Here is a 21,720-nt window from a genome sequence, read left to right on the forward strand (position 1 = left end):
TTCGGGGAAAATCTGTCGGATGCAACGCAATGCAACCTGAGAGGGATTTATTCTATGTTGCAATTAAAGATGTTTGTATTATCGTCTTAAAGAACGAGCTTTGCAAAACATAAGTTGAAAAATGCTCTCCTTGATTGAATCCCTGGCGCTTCCGTCAGGGGTGCCGGGAGGCTGTGGGTTGTTCCACAACAGGACACATAATGACGACTTTGCCATCATCGGGATCCCCGAAAACGACGGGCCGCGAGAATCTGACCTACATACGGGAGATGCTGGCAGAGCTTCGCACCGTCGCAGAAGCCGAGGGCGCCAGCATGCTGTGCTACCTCCTGGAAATGGCCTACCTGGAGGCCAGCGAGGTCGATACCGGCCGCCGCTTTCTAGAAGCTCGTGATCGAGACCAGACTGTTCGCGTGGCGATGCAGACGCCCGGCAAGATCAAGCTCTAGCAAGACGAGGTAGACCTGCGCCGCAGAAAGCCCGGTGTGGCGGATGATGTCGTCGATCTCGACCGGGGTCGGGCCAAGCGCATCAATGATCCGTTGACGCTCGCTGTCGTCGGGCGGCACGGCCATGCGCCGGTCACCGTCTTCGATGGGCTCGTTCATTTCGCGGGGCGTGAAGAGATCGATACGGGTCAGCGGTTGCAGGGCCTCGAGAATATCGGCCGGCTCCGTAACGATCGTCGCACCGTCCCGGATCAGGCGATTCGTGCCGTAGCAGCGTGGATCGAGCGGCGAGCCGGGAACGGCAAAGACAAGCCGTCCGAAATCGGCTGCAAAGCGCGCCGTGATCAGGGAGCCGGACCGGACCGCTGCCTCGACCACCGCAAGCCCGAGACTGATGCCGGCGATCAGGCGGTTGCGACGCGGAAAGTCGCGCGCACGCGGCTCCCATCCGAAGGGCATTTCGCTGACGGCAAGACCGCCTCCGCTGATGATCTGACCGAGGAGTTGGACATTTTCGGGTGGATAGGGCTGGTCGAGCCCCCCGGCCATGGCCGCGATCGTTCCCGTATCGAGGCTGGCATGATGGGCGGCGGCATCGATGCCGCGCGCAAGGCCCGAGGTGATCGTGTAGCCCGCACGCCCGGCCTCGCGCGCGATCATCGCAGCGAATTTCGCGCCGCTGACCGAGGCATTGCGCGAACCGACGATGCCGATGGAGGGGCGCAGGCCCGCGGCCGTATCGCCCTTGACCGCGAGAAGCGGCGGTGCGGCATCGATCTGTCGCAGTGCCTGCGGATAGTCCGGCTCGCCGATGCCGACGAAGCGCGCACCGAATCGCTGCGCGAACGCAAGTTCCCGTTCGGCCTCATCCACGCTTGCGACCCGGAACGCGCGGGTGGAGCCGCCACGCGCGGACAGTTCCGGCAGCATAGCGAGCGCCGTTTCGGCGGTGCCGAAGGTATTGATGAGATCCCGGAAGGTCGCCGGGCCGACATTGTCGCTGCGGATGAGCCGGAGCCAGGAGATGCGTTGCCGGTCGGAGAGGACTATGCCCGTGCGCCTCGTTCCGTCGGCCATGCCCTCATCCCTTTTGCCCGATCCTACTTTCGGTTCCGGCCAGAAGACGCTGGATGTTCGCCTTGTGCTTGATCCAGGTGATGATGGTCATCACCGCAAACAGGAGCGCTGTCTTTTCCGAAATCGCGAACCACGATACAACCGGAATGACGAGTGTTGCAACCAGGGCTGACAGGGAGGAATAGCGGCTGATCTTGGCAACGCCGAGCCAGACGGCGGCGAAGACCAGCACCAGCCACGGCACGACGCCGAGCGCCACGCCAATATAGGTTGCGACACCCTTGCCGCCCTTGAAGCCCAGCCAGACCGGGAAGAGGTGGCCGAGGAAGGCGGCAAAGCCGCCGGCCAGTGCCGCGTCCGGGCCGAGATAAAGACCGGCGAGCGCGGCGGCCGCCGTTCCCTTCAGCGCATCGAGCAAAAGGGTCGCGGCGGCAAGCTTCTTGTTGCCGGTGCGCAGCACATTGGTCGCACCGATATTGCCCGAGCCGATCTTTCGAACGTCGCCGAGACCGGCCGCGCGCGTCAGGATAAGGCCGAACGGGATCGAGCCGAGCAGGTAGCCGAAGACCAGAACGCCGAGCGTTGCGGCCGAGCCGAGTGTCCAGGAAAGCGTGTCCATGATGTCCTCCCGGTTCGTTCCCGCTCAGGCGCCGTAGACGCAGGCGCCGGCAACATAGGTCGCCACCGCGCGGCCCGTAAAGCGTGCATTCTCGAAGGGCGTGTTCTTCGAGCGCGAAACAAGCTGTTCCTTGGCGACGATCCACGGCTCGTCGAGATCGACCAGCGTGATGTCGGCCGGCGCACCCGGCTTCAGCGTGCCGCCCGGAAGGCCGAAGATCGCGGCCGGCCGCGTCGAGAGGGCATCGACGAGCCGCATCAGCGGCACATGGCCGCTGTGGTAGAGACGCAGCGCCGCCGCCAGCATGGTCTCGAGCCCGATGGCGCCATCGGCCGCATCGGCAAAGGGCAGGCGCTTGGTATCGACATCCTGCGGATCATGCGAGGAGACGATGATATCGATCTCGCCGCGTGCAAGGGCATCCACCATGGCGACCCGGTCGGCCTCGCTGCGCAGCGGCGGCGAAAGCTTGAAGAAGGTGCGGTATTCGCCGATGTCGTTCTCGTTGAGCGTCAGATTGGCGATCGCCACGCCGCAGGTGACGTTTGCGCCGCGCCTGCGGGCGGTCACCACCGCCTCGACCGATTCGGGCACCGAAAGCTGCGCGGCGTGGTAGGCGCCGCCGGTGAGGCCCGCGATCCGCAGGTCGCGTTCAAGCGGGATGATCTCCGCCTCGCGCGGAATGCCTGACAGGCCGAGCCAGCTTGCCAGAAGCCCCTCGTTCATGACACCGGTCGCGCCGAGATGCGCGTCACGGGTTTCCAGCGACACCACGGCGCCGAAGGCCTTGGCATAGGTCATGGCGCGGCGCAGCACCTGCGCATCGTCAAGGCCATGGCGGCCATTGGTGAAGCAGACGGCACCGGCATCCTTCAGAAGGCCGAACTCCGTCATTTCTCCGCCCTTGAGGCCCTTGGTCAGGGCCGCAGCGGGATAGACATTGACGATGGCACGGTCGCGGGCCGTCTTGCGGATGAATTCCACCAGCGCGATGTCGTCGATGACGGGGTCTGTGTCCGGCATGGTGATGATGGAGGTGATGCCGCCGGCCGCAGCCGCGCGCGCGGCAGAAGCGACCGTCTCGCGATGTTCGCCGCCGGGTTCGCCGACGAACACGCGGGCATCGACAAGGCCGGGAATGGCAACGAGACCGCGCCCGTCGCGCAGCGTGGCGCCGGGAGGGACAGGGCGGGAGAGCGCATCCGCACCCGCCGCCTCGATCTTGCCGTCCACGATGATGATGCGGCCGGTTTCATCGAGATTGCGCGAGGGATCGATGATGCGGACGTTGTCGATGACGACAGGCTTCATGCGCGCGGCCCCTGGTTCTGCGAGACAAGCAGCGTTTCCATGACCGCCATGCGCACGGCAACGCCCATTTCAACCTGGCTTTCGATGACGCTCTGCGGACCGTCGGCAATCTCCGAGGCGATTTCCACGCCGCGGTTCATGGGGCCGGGATGCATGACGAGCGCATCCTCCTTCGCGGCTTTCAGCTTCTCGGCATCGAGGCCGAAATAGTGGAAATATTCGCGCACCGACGGCACGAAGGCGCCGGACATGCGCTCGCGCTGCAGGCGCAGCATCATCACCACATCCGCGTCCTTCAGCCCTTCGGCCATGGAGTGATAGACCTCGCAGCCCATGTCGGCGATGCCGGTCGGCAGCAGCGTGGCGGGGGCCACGACCCGCACCCGCGCGCCCATCTGGTTGAGCAGCAGGATGTTGGAGCGGGCCACGCGCGAATGCAGCACGTCGCCGCAGATGGCGACGATGATGCGCGACAGCTTGCCCTTGGCGCGGCGGATGGTCAGCGCATCGAGCAGCGCCTGCGTCGGATGCTCGTGCTGGCCGTCACCGGCATTGACGACAGAGCAGGAGACCTTTTGCGCCAGGAGGGCTGCGGCACCGGCCGAGGAATGGCGCACGACCAGCACGTCGGGGTGCATGGCGTTCAGCGTCATCGCGGTGTCGATGAGTGTCTCGCCCTTCTTCACCGAGGAATTGCCGACCGACATGTTCATCACATCCGCGCCCAGCCGCTTTCCGGCCAGCTCGAAGGAGGATTGCGTTCGGGTCGATGCCTCGAAGAAGAGGTTGATCTGGGTGAGACCCCGAAGGGTGGACGTCTTCTTCTCCCGCTGGCGGGAGATCTTCACGGCCTCGTCGGCACGGTCCAGCAGGAGGGTGATATCCTGCTCGTTGAGACCCTTGATGCCGAGCAGGTGGCGATGCGGAAAGGAATGCATGGTCCGCCCTTGCTTTCGTCTGAATGGCCCGCTCTATAGAGGCTGGGGGGCGGTGCGGCAAGCGCGTCGGCACCCGTGACCGGGGCTCGTCACAGGAATATCGGTGAAGAGCCGCGGCGGGGCAGGGCGCGCCCGTATCGCGTCGCAAATCTTTTCGCTAGAAGCCCCTTCATGACACGCACGACCCGCAGCGAACAGAAGCTCCTCGACCTCAACCAGCCGGCCCCCTGGTCGGGCATCAATGCCTATCGGACCGATCCGCTGCTGGTGGATCTCACCAATCCGATGTCGGCGGCCTTGAAGGACGAGTTCGAGCAGATCGGCCGCTATGTGACCTCGCCGGAGGCACAGGATCTCGCCCGCATGGCGAACGAGGGCGTGCCGAAGCTGCGCACCCATGGGCCGCGCGGCGAACGTCTCGATGTCGTTGAGTTCCACCCCGCCTGGCACGCGCTGATGCGCCGCTCCATGGCGTCTGGCCTGCATTCCTCCGTCTGGGAAAACCGCGACGACGAGCGCGGCCGCGTCCACAAGACGCGCGCTATCCGCTTCTATCTGACCGCGCAGCTCGAATGCGGCCATCTTTGCCCGCTGACCATGACGAGCGCTTCCGTTGCCGCGCTTGCGGCCAATCCCGCCGTGCAAAAGGACTGGGCACCGAAGATCCTGTCGCGCAAATATGACAGCGCCAACCGTGCTTGGACGGAGAAATCCGCCGTCACCATCGGCATGGGCATGACGGAAAAGCAGGGCGGCACGGATGTGCGCGCCAATACGTCGACTGCGGAGAAGGTCGGCGAGGGCATCTACCGTCTCGCCGGCCACAAATGGTTCCTGTCCGCCCCGATGAGCGACGCCTTCGTGATGCTCGCCCAGACCCGCGAGGGTCTCGGCTGCTTCCTCGTGCCGCGCCTCTTGGAGGATGGCACGGCAAACGGCCTGCGCTTCCAGCGCCTCAAGGACAAGGTCGGCAATCGCTCCAATGCCTCTTCCGAAGTAGAGTTTACCGAAACCTTCGGCTTCGCGCTCGGACCGACCGACCAGGGCGTGCGCACCATTCTCGACATGGTCACGCTGACGCGCCTCGACTGTGCGGTCGCCTCCGCCGGCATGATGCGGGCCTCGCTCGCCGAAGCGATCCACCATGTGCGTGGCCGAAAGGCCTTCGGCAAGGCGCTGGTCGACCAGCCGCTGATGACCCGCGTCCTCGCCGACATGGCGCTCGATGTCGCCGCCGCCAGCGCGCTGACCTTCCGGCTGGCCGACGCCTTCGACCGGGCCCGCACCAGCGCGGAGGAGGCGGCCTATGCCCGCATCATGACGCCCGTCGTGAAATACTGGGTCTGCAAGAGCGCGCCGCCGCTGATCTACGAGGCGATGGAATGCCTGGGCGGCAGCGGCTATGTCGAGGAACGGCCGATCGGCCGCCATTACCGGGAAGCACCCGTCAATGCGATCTGGGAGGGCTCCGGCAATGTGATGGCGCTCGACGTGCTGCGCGTGCTCACCCGCGGCCGGGATCTCTTCGAACAGCTCTTCGTGGTGATCGGCCGCGATCTCGGCCCGGCCGCCGCCAAGACCATCGACGTGCTGCGCGCCGCCATCTCGCTATGCGAACGCGACGAGGGCGCGGCCCGCATGCTGGTCGAGCAGCTGGCGCTTGCCGCCGCGGCAGCAGAACTCTACCGCATCGGGGCAGGGCGGCTCGCCGATGCCTTCCTCGAATCGCGCTTTGCCGGCGGCTGGCGCGCCACCTACGGCATGCTCGATTCGCGCTTTGATTCGAACTTTATGCTCGATCTTCTCTATCCCGAGACGAAATAGGCGGTCACGCCGAGTACCATGGGGATGGTGAAGAAGGAGACGACCGTCTGCACGGTCGCGATCGCCGCGTAGAGGGGCGCATCGCCGCCCATCTGCTTGGCCAGAAGATAGCCGTTCATGGCCGTCGGCACGGCGGCGCCGAGCGCGATGGCCATCAGTGCGTTGCCGCCAATGCCGAAGGCGAGCGCAAAGCCGACCATGAAGACCGGCATGAGAATGAGCTTGAGCCCGACGCCGATGAGTGTCACCGGCTTTGGCCGCAAGGCGTCACCGATTTTCAGTCCCGCACCGACCATGACGAGACCAAGGCTGAGCGATGCTTTCGCCAGCATGTCGATGGTCGTCATCACGGGGCCGTAGACGGGGATGCCGGCGAGATTGACGATGATGCCGGCAACCGAGGCGACGATCAGTGGATTGGAGATGATCCTGAGCGCAAAGGTGCCGAAGCCGCGCGACTGACCGCCAAACCAGACCAGTACGCCGATATTGAAGAAATTGATGGGGATGATGATCAGCGTCATGATGAGCGCGATCATCGAAAGTCCCGTATGGCCATAGAGCTTGTCGGCGATGGCGAGCGCCATGAAGCCGTTCCAGCGCGTTGCCGTCTGGAAAACGGATGTGAAGGCCGGTGCCGAGACGCCCCGCGCCTTGAGAAGAGGCCAGAGCGCAAGCACCAGCGCCGACATGGTCACAATGCTGCCGATAGAGGCCAGGGCGGTCGCATCGGGCGTGAGGCCTGAGAAATTCGCCTGCGCCAGCGTCGAAAACAGCAGCGACGGGAACAGCACGAAATAGCCGAACTGCTCGAGCCCCGGCCAGATCGCCTGATCCAGAAATCGTGCCCGCCGCAGGAAGACGCCGATCAGCACGAGAAGGAATATCGGCACGATGCTTTCGAAGATGACGGTCATGGGAGTCCAGGGGCGGCTCAGGTGGCGGCCGTGGGAGAGGCAAGAGCGCGCGTCAGCGAAGCGCGATGCGGAAGGTCCCGCCGTTATAGCGTCCGGTACCCGGCAGTGCACCCCCAATCCGACGCCGCCCGTTCGGGCCAGCCTGTCGATGTTAACCATGTTTTCGGCTTTACCTTGAGGGTGGGGTGCCAGCGCGCCATGTTACGGTTAAGAAAGTGTTAACGACAGGGTTGCGACCATGATGGTCCGGATGGCTCACCTGGCGCTGGCAACGGCATTTTTCGCCGGGCTGGCGCTCGATATCACCGTTCCCGCGACGGTCCTGTCCGTCATGGCGCTTTGCCGATGGCTGCTGTTGAACGGCATGCCGGAGGCAGGCATGGAGGAGAGGGCCGCATGAAGTGGCTGCTGATCTTGTGGGCCGGGCCCGTATCGCTCCTGATCGGGTGGTACACGCTGTCCTATTACGACATGAGCTTCGGCATTTTCATGCTGACGCGGGAGGCCCATGATCTCGTCTTCGCGATCTACGGCAAGATCCTCGGGATAGCGCCGGAGACCATTCCGCCGCTGGTCGCCCGCGCCATCGCCTTCGACAGCCTCATCGTCTTCGGCATCATTGCCTTCCGCAAGCGTCGCGAGATCGCCGCCTGGTACCGCCGCCGGCGCGACGCCCGCGTCCCTCAGTCGTCGCCCGTTCCCCTCGCCAGCGACGCCAACCTGTCCAGCACCCCCTGAAGGATGAAGGAGGCGGCAGCCGAATCGATGCGTTCAGCCCGCTTGGCGCGCGACACATCCATTTCGAGAAGCGCCCGCTCGGCGGCAACGGTCGACAGGCGCTCGTCCCAATAGACAAAGGGGATCGGCGTCAGTGCCTCCATGTTGCGCACGAAGGCGCGCGTCGCCTGCACGCGCGGGCCGGAGGAGCCGTCCATGTTGACGGGAAGCCCGATCACGAAGGCCGCGACCTTCTCCTTCTCCGCAAAGGCAAGCAGCGCCTGCGCATCCGCGCCGAACTTCACGCGCTTGAGCACGGGCCGCGGCGTGGCGAAACGGCGTCCGAGATCGGAGATCGACAGGCCGATGGTCTTCGTGCCGAGATCGAGCCCGGCCACCGGCTGTCCCGGCTGCAGGGCGGCGTGTAGCTCTTCGATCGTGATGACGCTCATTGTCTTTCTCCGCATCCCCGGCTTTTCAAAGGCCGTTCAGCCCCCATATCCTGCCTGCATTCCCCTGACCACCCTGGAGAACCCCATGAAAATCCGTTGGCTCGGACATTCCGCCTTCCGCATCGAGACGGCGAAAGCCAAGATCCTCATCGATCCCTTCTTTACCGGCAACCCGGCTTTCGACGAGGCGCTGCGCAAGGAGGCGGCAGCCGATCTGACCCATGTGCTTTTGACCCACGGCCATGGCGACCATGTCGGCGACACGATCGCGATTGCCAAGGAAACCGGCGCCACCGTGCTCGCCAATGCCGATCTTGCGGCGTGGCTGGGCTCCAAGGGCGTCGAAAAGCTCGAGATGGGCAATACCGGCGGCACCGTGCATTTCGACGGCTTTTCCGCCACCTTCGTCAATGCCCTGCATTCCTCGGCGCAGATCACCGAGGACGGCGTCTCGCATGCGCTCGGCAATGCCAATGGTCTCGTGCTGCACATCGAGGACGAGGCGACCGTCTATCACATGGGCGATACCGACATTTTCTCCGACATGGGGCTCATCAACGAATTGCACCAGCCGGAAATCGGCCTCGTGCCGATCGGCGACCGCTTCACCATGGGCGGTGCCGTCGCGGCGCTCTCCTGCCAACGCTTCTTCAATTTCCAGCACGTCATTCCCTGCCACTACGGCTCCTTCGGCATCATCGACAAGACCGCCGATACCTTCGTCGCCGCCATGGACGGCACGACGACCAAGGTGGAAGTGCTGGCCTCCGGCGCCACCTTCGAAGCATAAGGCGGGGCCGCGCATTCCCAGGACGCCGATTTCCGGGGCGCGACGGTGGTCACCCGTTGCGCCCCGCAGCGTCGCTGGCTATAGCGGGTCTCACATTCGAAAGACCCGGAGAGCCCGATGTCCGTTGACCTTGCCACCGTGAAGCGCGTCGCGCGGCTTGCCCGCATTGCCGTGAACGAGGAAGATGCCACCCGCATGATGGGCGAGCTGAACGCCATCCTCGGCTTCGTGGAGCAACTCGGCGAGGTGGATGTCACGGGCGTCGAGCCCATGACCTCGGTCACCCCCATGCAGATGAAGAAGCGCGCCGACATCGTGACGGACGGTGACAAGGCCGACGACATCGTCGCCAATGCCCCGAACACCGACCGCAACTTCTTCCTCGTCCCGAAGGTCGTCGAGTAGGCCACGGCTTGTCCCGCCGCCCGCTCTGTCCGCTGACCACCGAAAGTCCCTGAGATGACCGACCTGACCCGCCTGACCATCGCCGAAGCCCGCGAACGCCTTGCCGCAAAGGACGTCACCGCCGTCGAAATGACGGAGGCCTATATCGCCGCGATCGAAGCCGCCAACCCCGCGATCAACGCTTACGTGACGGTGACGCCGGAGAAGGCCCGCGCCATGGCCAAGGCATCCGACGCCCGCATCGCCGCAGGCAAGGCCGGCGCGCTCGAAGGCATTCCGCTGGGCATCAAGGATCTCTTCGCCACCGAAGGCGTCCACACCCAGGCCTGCAGCCACATTCTCGATGGCTTCCAGCCGAAATACGAATCGACCGTCACCCAGAACCTCTGGGATGCGGGCGCCGTCATGCTGGGCAAGCTCAACATGGACGAGTTCGCCATGGGCTCCTCCAACGAGTCGTCCTATTACGGCCCGGTGAAGAACCCCTGGCGCGCCAAGGGCTCGAACGCCGATCTCGTGCCCGGCGGTTCCTCGGGTGGGTCTGCCGCTGCCGTGGCGGCCTTCCTTTGCGCCGGCGCGACCGCGACCGACACCGGCGGCTCCATCCGCCAGCCGGCCGCCTTCACCGGCACAGTCGGCATCAAGCCCACCTATGGCCGCTGCTCGCGCTTCGGCATCGTGGCCTTCGCCTCCTCGCTGGACCAGGCCGGCCCGATCGCTCGCGACGTGCGTGATGCCGCCATCCTGCTCAAGGCCATGGCGAGCGTCGATGCCAAGGACACGACCTCGGTCGATCTGCCGGTGCCGGATTACGAAAAGGCGCTCGGCGGCTCGCTGAAGGGCATGAAGATCGGCATCCCGCGCGAGTACCGCGTTGACGGCATGCCCGACGAGATCGAGGCGCTCTGGCAGCAGGGCATCGCCTGGCTGAAGGATGCCGGCGCCGAGATCGTCGATATCTCGCTGCCGCACACGAAATATGCGCTGCCGGCCTACTACATCGTTGCCCCGGCCGAGGCCTCCTCGAACCTCGCCCGCTACGACGGCGTGCGCTACGGCCTGCGCGTGCCCGGCAAGGACATCGTCGAGATGTACGAAAACACCCGGGCCGAGGGCTTCGGCAAGGAAGTCAAGCGCCGCATCATGATCGGCACCTACGTGCTCTCGGCCGGCTATTACGATGCCTACTACTTGCAGGCCCAGAAGGTACGCACGCTGATCAAGCGCGACTTCGAGCTCGCCTTCGACGCCGGCGTCGATGCGATCCTGACGCCCGCCACCCCGTCTTCCGCCTTCGGCATTGCCGACGAGGAGCTCGCCTCCGATCCCGTCAAGATGTACCTGAACGACATCTTCACGGTGACGGTGAACATGGCCGGCCTGCCGGGTCTTTCGGTTCCGGCTGGCCTCGACCACAAGGGCCTGCCGCTCGGCCTGCAACTGATCGGCAAGCCCTTCGAGGAAGAAACCCTCTTCAAGACCGCCCATGTCATCGAACAGGCGGCCGGCCGGTTCACGCCGGCCAAGTGGTGGTAAGCATCTGACGCGCCTAAGCTTCCTTCACAGTCTCAAATGGCGCATCGGTCCCGGTGCGCCATTTTTGTCTGAAGACTGAAAACGGTGTGCCGTCATCGCGCGCTCCGGCGCTATAGTCTGGCAACACAGCACGTCGCGCCCGGAGGAATGCCATGGTCACCATCCGCATCGCGCAGCCGAGAGAAGCGGCCCATCTCGCGGTAATCGGACTGAGGGCCTGGGCCGGTGCCGTCGCAGGCCTGGCGGACGTCGAGGCCATGCGGGCGAGGGCAGAGCGCGCCTTCTTCTACTTTTTGCGGGATCACGCCCCGGCGGTCACCGTGGCCGAGCGCGACGGCGTGCCCGTCGGCTGGGCGGCGCGGGAGAAATATGACGGGACGATCAGCGATCTCTGGATTGATCCCGCCTTCCAGCGGCAGGGGGTGGCGAGTGCCCTGCTTCTGGCGCTGGAGGCGGATATGCGTGCGGCCGGGTTAGAGACGGCGGATATGCTGACCCATGCCCAGAATTCCCCGGCGATCGCCTTCTTCCAGCATCATGGCTACCGCATTCACTGGCTCTCGACGCAATATTCGGCCCGTATGGATCGCAATGTCGAATCGGTCGGGATGATCCGCGACATCGTCCCGCGCCCGCCCGAGGGCGCAGCATATGCCGCTCTCTGATCCGCGTCAGGCGGTCGGCTCGGTCATCCGCCTGGCCGCGCTTCCTCCGGGTACGGCAAGCACGCGGCAGAGCTGGTGCCGCGCCATGCCGTCCTCCGGGCCCGGTGCCGCGGGGCAAGTCCCGTGGCGCAGCGCATGATGACAGGTGTCGAGCTTCTGGCAGAGCGCGGCGCCCGCAAAGCCGGCCGGACCGGACCGCGCCGGCAGGCCGGGGCGATCAGGGCGCATGCGAGGCTCCCGAAGCGTCAGCCTGCCAGTCCCGCAGGCCGGGACGATCGAACAGCCGCTCGAAGAGATCGTGATTGGTGCAGTAGGATGGCGCCTCGTCCGCAGGCTCCGTTTCAGCCAGAAAGTGCCGGCACGCATCGGGTTGCGAACAGCCGGCGCAGCGCTGCACGGCGCGCGCCAGCACCGCGCGCCGGTCGGGCAGGCGGCGCATCGTCTCGCCAAGACCAAGCTTGCGGATCATCGCATCCACCAGCCCGCTTTCCTCTGTCGTCACAAACTGCCGGATCATGCCCATGGCGTGCTTCTCCCGTTCAAGCCGCAGCCATTGTCTGCCAGCGGCGCGCAACGCGCCTTGATCCCGATCAACCGCCTGTCCAAGTCGTGCGCCAAGCCTTGCGCCGCCGGTGTCTTTGCTCTAACCCGGTCCGGAACCAAACCTGCATCTTCAAGGGCATTTCGAGGGCATTCCATGACCATCGTCGACGTACGCACCCCCGATCCGAAGCGGCTCATCCCCGGCGCCACCGGCGACTGGGAAGTCATCATCGGCATGGAGGTGCATGCGCAGGTTCTCTCGAATTCCAAGCTGTTTTCGGGCGCCGCCACCGTCTTCGGCAATGCGCCGAACGCCAATGTCTCGCTGGTCGATGCCGCCATGCCCGGCATGCTGCCCGTCATCAACGAAGAATGCGTGGCCCAGGCCGTGCGCACCGGCCTTGGCCTGAAGGCTGAGATCAACAAGCGCTCCGTCTTCGACCGGAAGAACTATTTCTACCCGGACCTGCCGCAGGGCTACCAGATCTCCCAGTACAAGGATCCGATCGTCGGCGAGGGCAAGATCGTCATCTCGCTCGGTCCCGACCGGCAAGGCCAGTTCGAGGATATCGAGATCGGCATCGAGCGCCTGCACCTCGAACAGGACGCCGGCAAGTCCATGCACGACCAGCATCCGACCATGTCCTATGTCGATCTGAACCGCTCCGGCGTGGCGCTGATGGAGATCGTGTCGAAGCCCGACATGCGCTCCTCCGACGAGGCCAAGGCCTATATGACGAAGCTGCGCTCCATCGTGCGCTATCTCGGCACCTGCGATGGCAACATGGACGAAGGCTCCATGCGCGCCGACGTCAACGTCTCCGTCCGCCGCCCCGGCGAAGCCTTCGGCACGCGCTGCGAGATCAAGAACGTCAATTCGATCCGCTTCATCGGCCAGGCGATCGAGTACGAGGCACGCCGCCAGATCGCGATTCTGGAAGACGGCGGCTCGATCGATCAGGAAACGCGCCTCTTTGACCCCAACAAGGGCGAGACGCGCTCCATGCGCTCCAAGGAGGATGCGCATGACTACCGCTACTTCCCCGATCCGGACCTGCTGCCGCTCGAGTTCGACGATGCCTTCGTGGCAAAGCTCGCCGAGACCCTGCCGGAACTGCCGGATGACAAGAAGGCGCGCTTCGTGGCCGAGCTCGGGCTGTCCGTCTATGACGCGTCCGTCCTCGTTTCCGAAAAGGCGATTGCCGATTATTTCGAGGCCGTCGCTGCCGGCCGCGATGGCAAGACGGCCGCCAACTGGGTCATCAACGATCTCCTGGGCGCCTTGAACAAAGCCGGCAAAGGCATTGAAGAGACTCCGGTTTCCCCCGCCCAGCTCGGCGGTATCATCGACCTCATCAAGGCCGAAACGATCTCCGGCAAGATTGCCAAGGACCTCTTCGAGATCGTCTGGAACGAAGGCGGCGATCCCGCCGAACTCGTCGAAAGCCGCGGCATGAAGCAGGTGACCGATACCGGCGCGATCGAAAAGGCCGTGGACGACATCATCGCCGCCAACCCGGATCAGGTCGCCAAGGTGAAGGCAAAGCCGACGCTCGCCGGCTGGTTCGTCGGTCAGGTGATGAAGTCCACCGGCGGCAAGGCCAATCCGCAGGCCGTTCAGGCTCTCGTCAAGGCCAAGCTCGGCATTGAGGACGAAGCCTGATGTTCTTCGTCCGCAGCGCCTCCGAAAAGGATATGGCCGCTGTCAGCACGCTTCTCGGCGAGACGTGGCATGCGACCTACGACGCGCTTTACGGTGCGGAGCGAGTCGCCGCCATCACCGCCGACTGGCATTCGCCAGCGGCGCTGAAGCGGCAGCTGGCGCGGCCGGAAGGCGAGTTCCTGGTGGCCGATGATGGCCGGCGCCTTGGCGGCATGGCCTTTGCCGCCCCGGTGAAGGGCGACACCGAGACGGTGCAACTGCATCAGCTCTATGTCCGCCCGGATTGCCAGCGCATGGGCGTTGGTCGCGACCTGTTTGCCGAGCTCGAGACCTGTTTTCCCGACGCCAAGCGGATGCGCCTCGAGGTCGAGCCGCAAAATGCGTCTGCCATCGCCTTTTACGAGGCACACGGTTTTGTCGAGACGGGTCAAACGCAGAATTGCGGCGCCGAGGATTCGGCCATTCCAGCCCTGATCTACGAAAAGGCGCTCGGCTGAGCGCAGCGTCCCGGTCCGTGGTCGCTCAAGGATCGACCGGATATTGCTTGCCGTCCTCGTCGTAGAGCGCCACGGGTGCGCATTCCATGACATCCTTGCGCACCTTGGGGTCGCAGGCGGCCTTTGCCGCGGCGAGCGCCAGCTCTTTCGTGTTCCAGCCGCAGAAATATTCGTGCCAGTGCGGTCCATCGCTGCTCTGAACGAAGAGATCGACACTCCAGAAGCCGGGATAGCACCAAGCCTGCTCCATGCAGTCTTCGGCCGCAGCACCCTCCGCCACGCACTTCTTCTTCGCGCAGGCAAATGCGTCCTTGGGCGTGGCGCCGGTGCAGACACCGCCACCCTGTTCCACCGCCTGCACGAAGGCGATGCCCTTGCGGCCATCCTGTGCCGAAGCACCGGTGCAAAGGGCTAACAGGGCGATCAGAACGGTGGCGATGCGGCGTGTCATCAAACTGTCTCCGAAGGCGGTGTAGGGCCGGATCATCGCATGTCAGGTCCGGAAAGCAATGTCTCCCGCATCTCCTCTCATCATTCGCCCGGCCAGACGCGGCGATCTGCGTGACCTCATTGCCCTCTTTGCCGACGACGTCCTTGGCGGCCATGGCGATACGCTGGCGGCGGAGGCCTTCCCGGCCTACGTCGCCGCCTTCGAGCGGATTTCGGCATCGCCTGTCGAGGCGCTCTACGTGGCCGAGCAGGATGGCGTCATCGTCGGCACTTTCCAGACCACGCTGACGACGACGCTGACCGGGCGCGGCAGCAGCGCCATGATTCTTGAGGCCGTGCAGGTGCGTGCCGACCGTCGTGGCCAGCGGATCGGCGAGGCCATGGTGGCAGAGGCCGAGCGGCTGGCGCGTAAGGCTGGTGCCGCCACCCTCAGGCTGACCTCCAACGCCGCCCGCGCCGACGCGCACCGCTTCTACGAACGCCTAGGTTTCGCGCGCTCGCATCTCGGTTTCAAACGTGCCCTGAAATAAGTGCGCGATCCTTCGAAACGCTGGACAATCCCGGCCCGGAGCGGCATAAGCGCAGATGAGAAAATGGTGCGGTGCAAGCGCGCCGCGCGACCGATTAAGGGCGAGTGCTCATGTCTTTGCTGACGCAGATCTTCACCTGGTGGAACGGCCAGACCATCGGAACGCGCTTCCACACCTGGCGCTTCGGGACCAAGGTCGGTCAGGATGAGTTCGGCAACGTCTATTATGAAGGCGGCCGCAAGGACAGCGAAGGCCGCACGCGCCGCTGGGTGATCTACAAGGGCTACGCCGAAGCCTCCGCTATTCCGCCGGGCTGGCACGGCTGGATGCACCACCGCACCGATACTCCGCCGAGCAAGGAAAATTATGTGGCGCGCGACTGGCAGAAGCCGCACCGCGCCAACCCGACCGGCACGGCCGATGCCTATCGTCCGCAGGGCTCGATTGCGCGCGCCGGCGAGCGCCCGAAGGTCACCGGCGACTACGACGCCTGGACCCCCGGCGCCTGAGCGGCGCCACGGCAGAGGGAAGGCGAGGGGTCGGCCATCATGGGCCGGCCATAATTGCCCCCTAGGCCAACGTCTCGCGAAGAAGGCGGGAAGCGTCCCGGCCGGCTGTGTCCGGCAGGCGGGACGGACAGACAGGAAACGGACGATCCATGGCATCGGCGGGCGGCATCACGGGAAAGCTCTTCATGGCGGCGGGCGCTGTTGCGGCTTGCCTGATGATGGGCCCGGCAGCGGCAAGCGCCGCCCAGATCAAGAATCCGGTCGCCATCTTCTCCGGCATCGACAAGATCACCGGCCGCATCACCACATTCGATGTCTATATCGGCGAGACGGTGCAGTTCGGCGCGCTGCAGGTCACGCCGCGCGTCTGCTACACCCGCGACGACACGGAGACCGCCAAGACGACGACCTTCGTCGAGGTCGATGAAATCACCCTCGACCGCAAGATCCGTCGCATCTTCACCGGCTGGATGTTTGCAGACAGCCCGGGCCTCAACGCCGTCGAGCATCCCGTCTATGACGTCTGGCTCAAGGGCTGCAAGCAGCAGTCCGACCTGCCGGCTCCGGACACGGCCGCGAAGCAATAATCGCTGACGGCGACCATCGCCGGGACGGCTCTCACCCGAACGGAATATTCGGCATCGACACCGCCCGCGCCAGCATCTTCTCGTAGCGCTGCTTCGGCACGTCGATGGCGCCGAAGGTTTTCAGGTGTTCGGTGGTGAACTGCGTGTCGAGGAGCACGAAGCCGCGCTGGCGCAGGCGCTCGACCAGATGCACGAGCGCGATCTTCGAAGCATTGGTGCGGCGCGAGAACATGCTCTCGCCGAAAAAGGCGCCGCCGAGCGAAACACCGTAGAGGCCGCCCGCCAGTTCGTCGCCCTCGAAAGCCTCGACACTGTGCGCGTAACCCATGCGGTGCAGCATGGAGTAGAGCTTCACGATCTTGCTGTTGATCCAGGTGTTTTCCCGCCCCGGCGCGGGTGCGGCGCAGCCCCTCAGCACCCCTTCGAAGGCTGTGTTGATGCGGATGTCGAAGGGGGCCTTGCGCATCGCCTTGGAAAGGCTGCGCGGTACGTGAAAATCATCGAGCGGGATGACGCCGCGAATTTCCGGCTCGACCCAGAAGAGCTCCGGATCGTCAGCCGAATCGGCCATCGGAAACAGGCCGATCGAATAGGCGCGCAGCAGGAGTTCGGGCGTTATATCCGGTTCCTTGCTGCGCATCCTGTCCTTCAGTGCCTCAATCGGTCTTGGCTGCCAGGTACTTTTCCAGCCAGTGGATGTCGTAGTCGCCATTGGCGATGTCCTGATTGGACACGAGATCCTGGAAAAGCGGCAGGGTGGTCTTGATGCCATCAACGACGAATTCGTCGAGCACGCGGCGCAGGCGCATCATGCATTCGACGCGCGTGCGGCCATGCACGATGAGCTTGCCGATCAGGCTGTCATAGTAGGGCGGGATCTTGTAGCCCGCATAGGCGCCCGAATCGACGCGCACGCCAAGTCCGCCCGGCGCATGAAAATGCGTGATCGTGCCCGGCGAGGGCGTGAAGGTGCGTGGATCTTCCGCATTGATGCGGCACTCGATCGCATGGCCGGAGAAGACGATATCCTCCTGCGTGACCGAAAGACCGCCGCCGGAAGCAACACGGATCTGCTCATGTACGAGGTCGATGCCGGTGATCGCTTCGGTGATCGGATGCTCCACCTGCAGGCGCGTGTTCATTTCGATGAAATAGAACTCGCCGTTTTCGTAGAGAAACTCGACCGTGCCGGCGCCGCGATACTTCATCTTCTTCATGGCGTCGGCGCAGATCTGGCCGATCTTCATGCGCTGCTCGACATTGAGGGCAGGGGAGTTGGCCTCTTCCCAGACCTTCTGGTGGCGACGCTGCAGGGAGCAGTCGCGTTCACCGAGATGGATCGCATTGCCCTCGCCATCGCCCACCACCTGGATTTCGATGTGGCGCGGCTTTTCGAGGTATTTTTCCATGTAGACGGCGGCATTGCCGAAGGCGGCTGAGGCTTCGGAGCGCGCGGTGTCGAAGGCTTCCATCAGGTCGTCTTCGGTCTTGGCGACCTTCATGCCGCGACCGCCGCCGCCGGCAGTGGCCTTGATGAGCACCGGAAAGCCGATCTTGCGGCCCGTCTCCAGCACGTTTTCGGCCGTCACCTCGCCATCCGAGCCGGGAACGACGGGAATGCCGAGTTCCATGGCCGTCTGCTTGGCGGTGATCTTGTCGCCCATCAGGCGGATATGCTCGGCCGTCGGCCCGATGAAGGTGATGCCGTGGGCTTCGAGAATGTCGGCGAATTTGGCGTTCTCCGACAGGAAGCCGTAGCCGGGATGCACCGCATCCGCACCGGTGATCTCGCAGGCCGCGACGATCTGGTGGATGTTGAGATAGCTGTCGCGCGACGGCGGCGGGCCGATGCACACGCTTTCGTCGGCAAGGCGCACATGCATGGCGTCGGCATCGGCCGTCGAATGCACGGCGACCGTCGCAATGCCGAGTTCCTTGCAGGCACGCAGGACCCGGAGCGCGATTTCGCCGCGATTGGCGATGAGAACCTTCGAGATCATGGGGCGGCCGCCTTATTCGATAACGAGGAGGGGTTCGCCGTATTCGACGGGTGAAGCGTCCTGCACGAGGATTTCGGTGATCTTGCCCGAACGCGGCGCCGGGATCTGGTTCATCGTCTTCATCGCTTCGATGATGAGGATCGTCTGGCCTTCCTTGACGGTGGCGCCGACCTCGATGAAGGGACGCGCGCCCGGAGCAGGCGACAGATAGGCCGTGCCGACCATCGGGGCCGTGACGGCATTCTTGTTGTTGCGTGCAGCCGGAGCAGCAGCCTCGGCAACGGCGGCCACCGGGGCTGCGGCCGGTGCGGCGGCAGCGGGCGCCGGTGCATAATAGGTCGGCGCGGGTGCTGCCGGAATCGTGCGCGACACGCGGATGCGAAGATCTTCCTGCTCGACTTCGATTTCGGTCAGGTCCGTGTCCTTGAGGATATTCGCCAGATCGCGGATCAGCGCCTGGTCGATGCCGGATTTCTTGTCAGCCATGGATGGAGCCTCTTGTTCTTCTTATCTCGTTGTCTGTGTCAGTGACCGCAGCGCATGCAGCGCGAGGATATAGCTCTGCGCACCAAAGCCGCAGATCACGCCCTTTACCGCAGGGGCAATCATGGATTTGTGGCGAAATTCCTCGCGGGCATGGACATTGGACAGGTGAAGTTCGACGACCGGAACGGAAATCGCCCGAATCGCATCGTGGAGCGCAATCGACGTGTGGGTATAGGCGCCGGCATTGATAGCAACGCCGGCGGCCGTATCGCCGGCTTCGTGCAGCCAGTCTACCAGCGTGCCCTCATGATTGCTCTGCCGGAAATCAACAGCGAAACCAAGGGCTTCGCCCTCCTTGCGGCACATCTCGCCAATATCGGCGAGCGTCTGGCCGCCATAGATGCCGGGCTCCCGCTTGCCGAGCGCGTTGAGGTTCGGTCCGTTGAGGACGAAGAATGTCTGTGTCATGCGGGGTCCGGTTTACTTTATGTGCCACAGCTATAGACCGGGCGGCATTCGAAAAAAAGCCCCGCCGGCGCTGGCGGGGCTTGTCCACAAACTTCGGTAAATCTTTGGTTCAGCAGGTCGTCTTTCCGCAGGCGCGGATATTGGCGACCTTGCCCTGCAATTCCTCGAGCCCGACGGCGCCAAAGACGGCCTCGTTGCCGATCACGTAGGACGGCGTACCGGAAATGCCGAGTTCATTGGCGAGCTGGTAGGATTCCATCACGGCCGCGTCCTTGGGATTCTTTTCCATGTGCGCGCGCAGGTCCGCCTCCTTGACGCCGAGCTTTTCGGCAACGGCAATCGCCGTCTCCTCCGTTGCACGATCCTCGCCACCGAGCAGCGCGCGGTGGAATTCACCATACTTTTCCGGCGCGATCTTGCGGAAGGCGGCGCTGACGCGGTGTGCGGCAAGCGAATCGGGGCCGAGAATCGGCAGTTCCTTCAAGACGAAGCGGACATTCTTGTCCGTGTCGAGAATGGCGTTCATGTCCGACAGCGCGCGTTTGCAGTAGCCGCAATTGTAATCGTAGAACTCGACGATGGTGACGTCGCCCTTGGGATTGCCAAGCACCACGTCATGCTCGGAATTGAAGATCGCGTCCTTGTTGTTCGTCACCGCCGCTTCCGAGGCGGCTGCCTGCGCCACGCGCTGCTTTTCCTGCAACGCCTTCTGCACATCGATCAGCACTTCCGGATTGGCGAGCAGATATTCGCGGATGTAGGCGCCGAACTCCTCCTTCTGCTTGGCATCCAGCGCGGCGGCCGGGCCGGTGGCGAAGAGGGTGGTGCCGGCGAGCAGCGATGCGGTGACAAGGCGGAGGGTCGAGCGGATCATGGTTTCCTCGGGATGCGGCGCCGGTCGGCCGGCGCGAAAGCGGATCTTGCCAGCTTAGCGGTGGCGCGTCCCTGAAGAAACCTCAAAAATCGGCCGAATGAAGACCGGGCATCTCTTGTGATCCCGCAAGTCATCAGGCAGATGCGGCCCTAAGTTCAAACGATAAGAGGTGCCGCCATGTCCCTGCTGTCCCGCCGCAGCGAGATCGAACCCTTCCACGCCATGGATATCCTGGCGGAGGGAATCCGCCGCCGCGCCGAAGGCCGCCCGGTGATCTCGCTTGCCGTCGGACAGCCGGCCGCACCCGCCCCGCAGAAGGCACTGGAAGCCGCCCGCAAGGCGCTGGAGACCGGCCGTCTAGGCTATACCGATGCGCTCGGCACCCGCTCGCTGCGCGAGGCCATCGCCCGCGATTACGCAGAGCGGCACGGCGTCAGCGTCGATCCCGCGCGGATCGCCATCACGACGGGCTCGTCTGCCGGCTTCAACCTGGCCTTCCTCGCCCTCTTCGACCCCGGCGATGCCGTTGCCATCGCGCGGCCCGGCTACCCCGCCTATCGCAACATCCTGATGGCGCTCGGGCTGCGTGTCATCGAAGTCGATGCCGGTGAGGAGCATGCCTTCACGCTCACCCCCGAAGGGCTGGAAGAGGCGGAAAAGGCCGAAGGCGTGCGGCTGAAGGGCGTGCTGCTGGCGAGCCCGGCCAACCCGACCGGGACCGTCACGGGCCGGGCACGGCTTGCCGCACTCGCCCGCTATTGCGAGGCCCGCGACATCGCCTTCATCTCCGACGAGATCTATCACGGCCTGACCTTCGCCGGCGAGGAGACCACGGCACTTGCCGTCACCGACCGCGCCGTCATCATCAATTCCTTCTCGAAATACTATTGCATGACGGGCTGGCGGATCGGCTGGATGGTGCTGCCGGAGGATCAGGTGCGCGGCTTCGAGCGCATCGCCCAGAGCCTCTACATTTCCCCGCCGGAGCTTTCCCAGATCGCCGCCGAAGCAGCGCTTGGCGCGCGGGATGAGCTGGACACCCACCGCGACGCCTACGCTGCGAACCGTGCCCTGCTGCTGGACCGCCTGCCGAAGCTTGGCCTCGCCATCGCGTCGCCCATGGACGGTGCCTTCTACGCCTATATGGATGTCGGCCGCTTCACCAATGACAGCATGGCCTTCGCCCGCCGCATGCTGGCCGAGATCGATGTCGCTGCCACCCCCGGCCGCGACTTCGATCCCATTGGCGGCCACCGCACCATGCGCTTCTCCTATGCCGGAAGCCCTGCCGATATAGAGGAAGCCGTTGAACGGATTGCCCGCTGGCTCGCCTGAAAGAAGTGATTCTCCGTCAGCGGCTTGGAGCCGGAACCGGAATCAGTGTGTGAGCGCGTTGACTCTGTTTCTGAAGTT

General features: G+C 64.4%; 27 protein-coding genes. 13 read left to right on the forward strand and 14 right to left on the reverse strand.

Features of this window, described 5'->3' with window-relative positions; genetic code table 11:
* Positions 1-380 precede the first annotated feature (380 nt).
* Genes dprA through ACED18_RS01615 form a run of 4 tightly spaced genes read right to left on the reverse strand, consistent with a single transcriptional unit; the run spans position 381 to position 4,394 of the window.
* Positions 381-1,526 carry a DNA-processing protein DprA gene (gene dprA, locus ACED18_RS01600; protein ID WP_377288371.1) on the reverse strand — a complete coding sequence of 382 codons (1,146 nt, stop codon included), beginning with the start codon at positions 1,524-1,526 and terminating at the stop codon, positions 381-383.
* A 4-nt stretch (positions 1,527-1,530) separates the two neighbouring features.
* Positions 1,531-2,145, reverse strand: coding sequence for a glycerol-3-phosphate 1-O-acyltransferase PlsY (plsY, locus tag ACED18_RS01605; protein WP_377288373.1), 615 nt, complete (start codon positions 2,143-2,145; stop codon positions 1,531-1,533).
* 24 nt (positions 2,146-2,169) lie between these two features.
* On the reverse strand, positions 2,170-3,456 hold the full coding sequence (locus ACED18_RS01610; RefSeq protein ID WP_377288375.1) for a dihydroorotase: 1,287 nt from the start codon (positions 3,454-3,456) through the stop codon (positions 2,170-2,172).
* Positions 3,453-4,394 (reverse strand): aspartate carbamoyltransferase catalytic subunit, encoded by a 942-nt coding sequence (locus tag ACED18_RS01615; RefSeq protein WP_377288377.1) that lies wholly within the window; start codon positions 4,392-4,394, stop codon positions 3,453-3,455. The genes ACED18_RS01610 and ACED18_RS01615 overlap by 4 nt, the downstream gene beginning before the upstream one ends.
* A 171-nt stretch (positions 4,395-4,565) precedes the next feature.
* On the opposite strand from ACED18_RS01615, the gene ACED18_RS01620 reads away from it, so the two are divergent.
* Positions 4,566-6,218 (forward strand): acyl-CoA dehydrogenase family protein, encoded by a 1,653-nt coding sequence (locus ACED18_RS01620; protein ID WP_377288379.1) that lies wholly within the window; start codon positions 4,566-4,568, stop codon positions 6,216-6,218.
* Here ACED18_RS01620 and ACED18_RS01625 read toward each other — a convergent pair.
* Entirely contained in the window at positions 6,200-7,135 is a 936-nt protein-coding gene (locus tag ACED18_RS01625) for an AEC family transporter (protein WP_377288381.1), read from the reverse strand. The genes ACED18_RS01620 and ACED18_RS01625 overlap by 19 nt on opposite strands.
* Before the next feature lie 238 nt (positions 7,136-7,373).
* Here ACED18_RS01625 and ACED18_RS01630 point away from each other — a divergent pair, with 238 nt between their 5' ends.
* Complete coding sequence (locus ACED18_RS01630; protein WP_377288383.1) at positions 7,374-7,535, forward strand: hypothetical protein; 162 nt, start codon at positions 7,374-7,376, stop codon at positions 7,533-7,535.
* Entirely contained in the window at positions 7,532-7,873 is a 342-nt protein-coding gene (locus ACED18_RS01635) for a DUF6105 family protein (protein ID WP_377288385.1), read from the forward strand. Before ACED18_RS01630 ends, ACED18_RS01635 begins: the two co-directional genes overlap by 4 nt.
* Here ACED18_RS01635 and ruvX read toward each other — a convergent pair.
* A complete protein-coding gene (gene ruvX / locus ACED18_RS01640) occupies positions 7,819-8,304 on the reverse strand; it encodes a Holliday junction resolvase RuvX (RefSeq protein ID WP_377288387.1) in 486 nt (161 codons plus the stop codon). The two genes, ACED18_RS01635 and ruvX, sit on opposite strands and share 55 nt — an antisense overlap.
* Positions 8,305-8,389: 85 nt before the next feature.
* Here ruvX and ACED18_RS01645 point away from each other — a divergent pair, with 85 nt between their 5' ends.
* The 4 genes from ACED18_RS01645 to ACED18_RS01660 all read left to right on the forward strand — a co-directional run bounded on the left by ACED18_RS01645 (position 8,390) and on the right by ACED18_RS01660 (position 11,700).
* The gene (locus ACED18_RS01645) at positions 8,390-9,094 is read left to right on the forward strand and encodes a metal-dependent hydrolase (RefSeq protein ID WP_377288389.1); all 705 of its coding nucleotides are present in this window, start codon (positions 8,390-8,392) and stop codon (positions 9,092-9,094) included.
* 117 nt (positions 9,095-9,211) lie between these two features.
* Positions 9,212-9,499: an Asp-tRNA(Asn)/Glu-tRNA(Gln) amidotransferase subunit GatC gene (gene gatC / locus ACED18_RS01650; RefSeq protein WP_377288391.1), complete on the forward strand. Its 288-nt coding sequence runs from the start codon at positions 9,212-9,214 to the stop codon at positions 9,497-9,499.
* Positions 9,500-9,553: 54 nt separating this feature from the next.
* On the forward strand, positions 9,554-11,035 hold the full coding sequence (gatA, locus tag ACED18_RS01655; protein ID WP_377288393.1) for an Asp-tRNA(Asn)/Glu-tRNA(Gln) amidotransferase subunit GatA: 1,482 nt from the start codon (positions 9,554-9,556) through the stop codon (positions 11,033-11,035).
* A gap of 152 nt (positions 11,036-11,187) precedes the next feature.
* The gene (locus tag ACED18_RS01660; protein WP_377288395.1) at positions 11,188-11,700 is read left to right on the forward strand and encodes a GNAT family N-acetyltransferase; all 513 of its coding nucleotides are present in this window, start codon (positions 11,188-11,190) and stop codon (positions 11,698-11,700) included.
* A gap of 6 nt (positions 11,701-11,706) precedes the next feature.
* Here ACED18_RS01660 and ACED18_RS01665 read toward each other — a convergent pair whose 3' ends face one another.
* A complete protein-coding gene (locus ACED18_RS01665; RefSeq protein WP_377288397.1) occupies positions 11,707-11,928 on the reverse strand; it encodes a hypothetical protein in 222 nt (73 codons plus the stop codon).
* The gene (locus ACED18_RS01670; protein ID WP_377288399.1) at positions 11,918-12,223 is read right to left on the reverse strand and encodes a DUF6455 family protein; all 306 of its coding nucleotides are present in this window, start codon (positions 12,221-12,223) and stop codon (positions 11,918-11,920) included. The genes ACED18_RS01665 and ACED18_RS01670 overlap by 11 nt, the downstream gene beginning before the upstream one ends.
* Before the next feature lie 174 nt (positions 12,224-12,397).
* On the opposite strand from ACED18_RS01670, the gene gatB reads away from it, so the two are divergent.
* Both gatB and ACED18_RS01680 read left to right on the forward strand, forming a co-directional pair.
* Entirely contained in the window at positions 12,398-13,906 is a 1,509-nt protein-coding gene (gene gatB, locus ACED18_RS01675; protein ID WP_377288401.1) for an Asp-tRNA(Asn)/Glu-tRNA(Gln) amidotransferase subunit GatB, read from the forward strand.
* Positions 13,906-14,403, forward strand: coding sequence for a GNAT family N-acetyltransferase (locus ACED18_RS01680; RefSeq protein WP_377288403.1), 498 nt, complete (start codon positions 13,906-13,908; stop codon positions 14,401-14,403). The genes gatB and ACED18_RS01680 overlap by 1 nt, the downstream gene beginning before the upstream one ends.
* A gap of 25 nt (positions 14,404-14,428) precedes the next feature.
* Here ACED18_RS01680 and ACED18_RS01685 read toward each other — a convergent pair whose 3' ends face one another.
* Positions 14,429-14,854: a hypothetical protein gene (locus ACED18_RS01685; RefSeq protein WP_377288405.1), complete on the reverse strand. Its 426-nt coding sequence runs from the start codon at positions 14,852-14,854 to the stop codon at positions 14,429-14,431.
* A 58-nt stretch (positions 14,855-14,912) separates the two neighbouring features.
* Here ACED18_RS01685 and ACED18_RS01690 point away from each other — a divergent pair, with 58 nt between their 5' ends.
* The 3 genes from ACED18_RS01690 to ACED18_RS01700 all read left to right on the forward strand — a co-directional run bounded on the left by ACED18_RS01690 (position 14,913) and on the right by ACED18_RS01700 (position 16,479).
* Positions 14,913-15,383 carry a GNAT family N-acetyltransferase gene (locus tag ACED18_RS01690; protein ID WP_377288407.1) on the forward strand — a complete coding sequence of 157 codons (471 nt, stop codon included), beginning with the start codon at positions 14,913-14,915 and terminating at the stop codon, positions 15,381-15,383.
* A 110-nt stretch (positions 15,384-15,493) separates the two neighbouring features.
* Positions 15,494-15,892 (forward strand): NADH:ubiquinone oxidoreductase subunit NDUFA12, encoded by a 399-nt coding sequence (locus ACED18_RS01695; protein WP_377288409.1) that lies wholly within the window; start codon positions 15,494-15,496, stop codon positions 15,890-15,892.
* Between the two features lie 215 nt (positions 15,893-16,107).
* The gene (locus ACED18_RS01700) at positions 16,108-16,479 is read left to right on the forward strand and encodes a DUF2155 domain-containing protein (protein WP_377290971.1); all 372 of its coding nucleotides are present in this window, start codon (positions 16,108-16,110) and stop codon (positions 16,477-16,479) included.
* 31 nt (positions 16,480-16,510) lie between these two features.
* Here the strand turns inward: ACED18_RS01700 and aat are convergent, their stop codons facing one another.
* From aat to ACED18_RS01725, 5 genes are all read right to left on the reverse strand, one after another.
* Positions 16,511-17,119: a leucyl/phenylalanyl-tRNA--protein transferase gene (aat, locus tag ACED18_RS01705; RefSeq protein WP_377288411.1), complete on the reverse strand. Its 609-nt coding sequence runs from the start codon at positions 17,117-17,119 to the stop codon at positions 16,511-16,513.
* 16 nt (positions 17,120-17,135) lie between these two features.
* Positions 17,136-18,479, reverse strand: a complete 1,344-nt coding sequence (gene accC / locus ACED18_RS01710) for an acetyl-CoA carboxylase biotin carboxylase subunit (protein WP_377288413.1) — start codon at positions 18,477-18,479, stop codon at positions 17,136-17,138.
* A gap of 12 nt (positions 18,480-18,491) precedes the next feature.
* Positions 18,492-18,965, reverse strand: a complete 474-nt coding sequence (gene accB / locus ACED18_RS01715; protein WP_377288415.1) for an acetyl-CoA carboxylase biotin carboxyl carrier protein — start codon at positions 18,963-18,965, stop codon at positions 18,492-18,494.
* Positions 18,966-18,986: 21 nt separating this feature from the next.
* Complete coding sequence (gene aroQ / locus ACED18_RS01720; RefSeq protein WP_377288417.1) at positions 18,987-19,433, reverse strand: type II 3-dehydroquinate dehydratase; 447 nt, start codon at positions 19,431-19,433, stop codon at positions 18,987-18,989.
* A gap of 109 nt (positions 19,434-19,542) precedes the next feature.
* Entirely contained in the window at positions 19,543-20,307 is a 765-nt protein-coding gene (locus tag ACED18_RS01725; protein ID WP_377288419.1) for a DsbA family protein, read from the reverse strand.
* 177 nt (positions 20,308-20,484) lie between these two features.
* Between ACED18_RS01725 and ACED18_RS01730 the strand changes: the two genes are divergently transcribed.
* A complete protein-coding gene (locus tag ACED18_RS01730; protein ID WP_377288421.1) occupies positions 20,485-21,642 on the forward strand; it encodes a pyridoxal phosphate-dependent aminotransferase in 1,158 nt (385 codons plus the stop codon).
* The last annotated feature ends 78 nt before the right edge of the window (positions 21,643-21,720 follow it).

Origin of the sequence: Rhizobium sp. SG2393, assembly GCF_042610495.1 — a bacterium.
GTDB lineage: Bacteria > Pseudomonadota > Alphaproteobacteria > Rhizobiales > Rhizobiaceae > RU20A.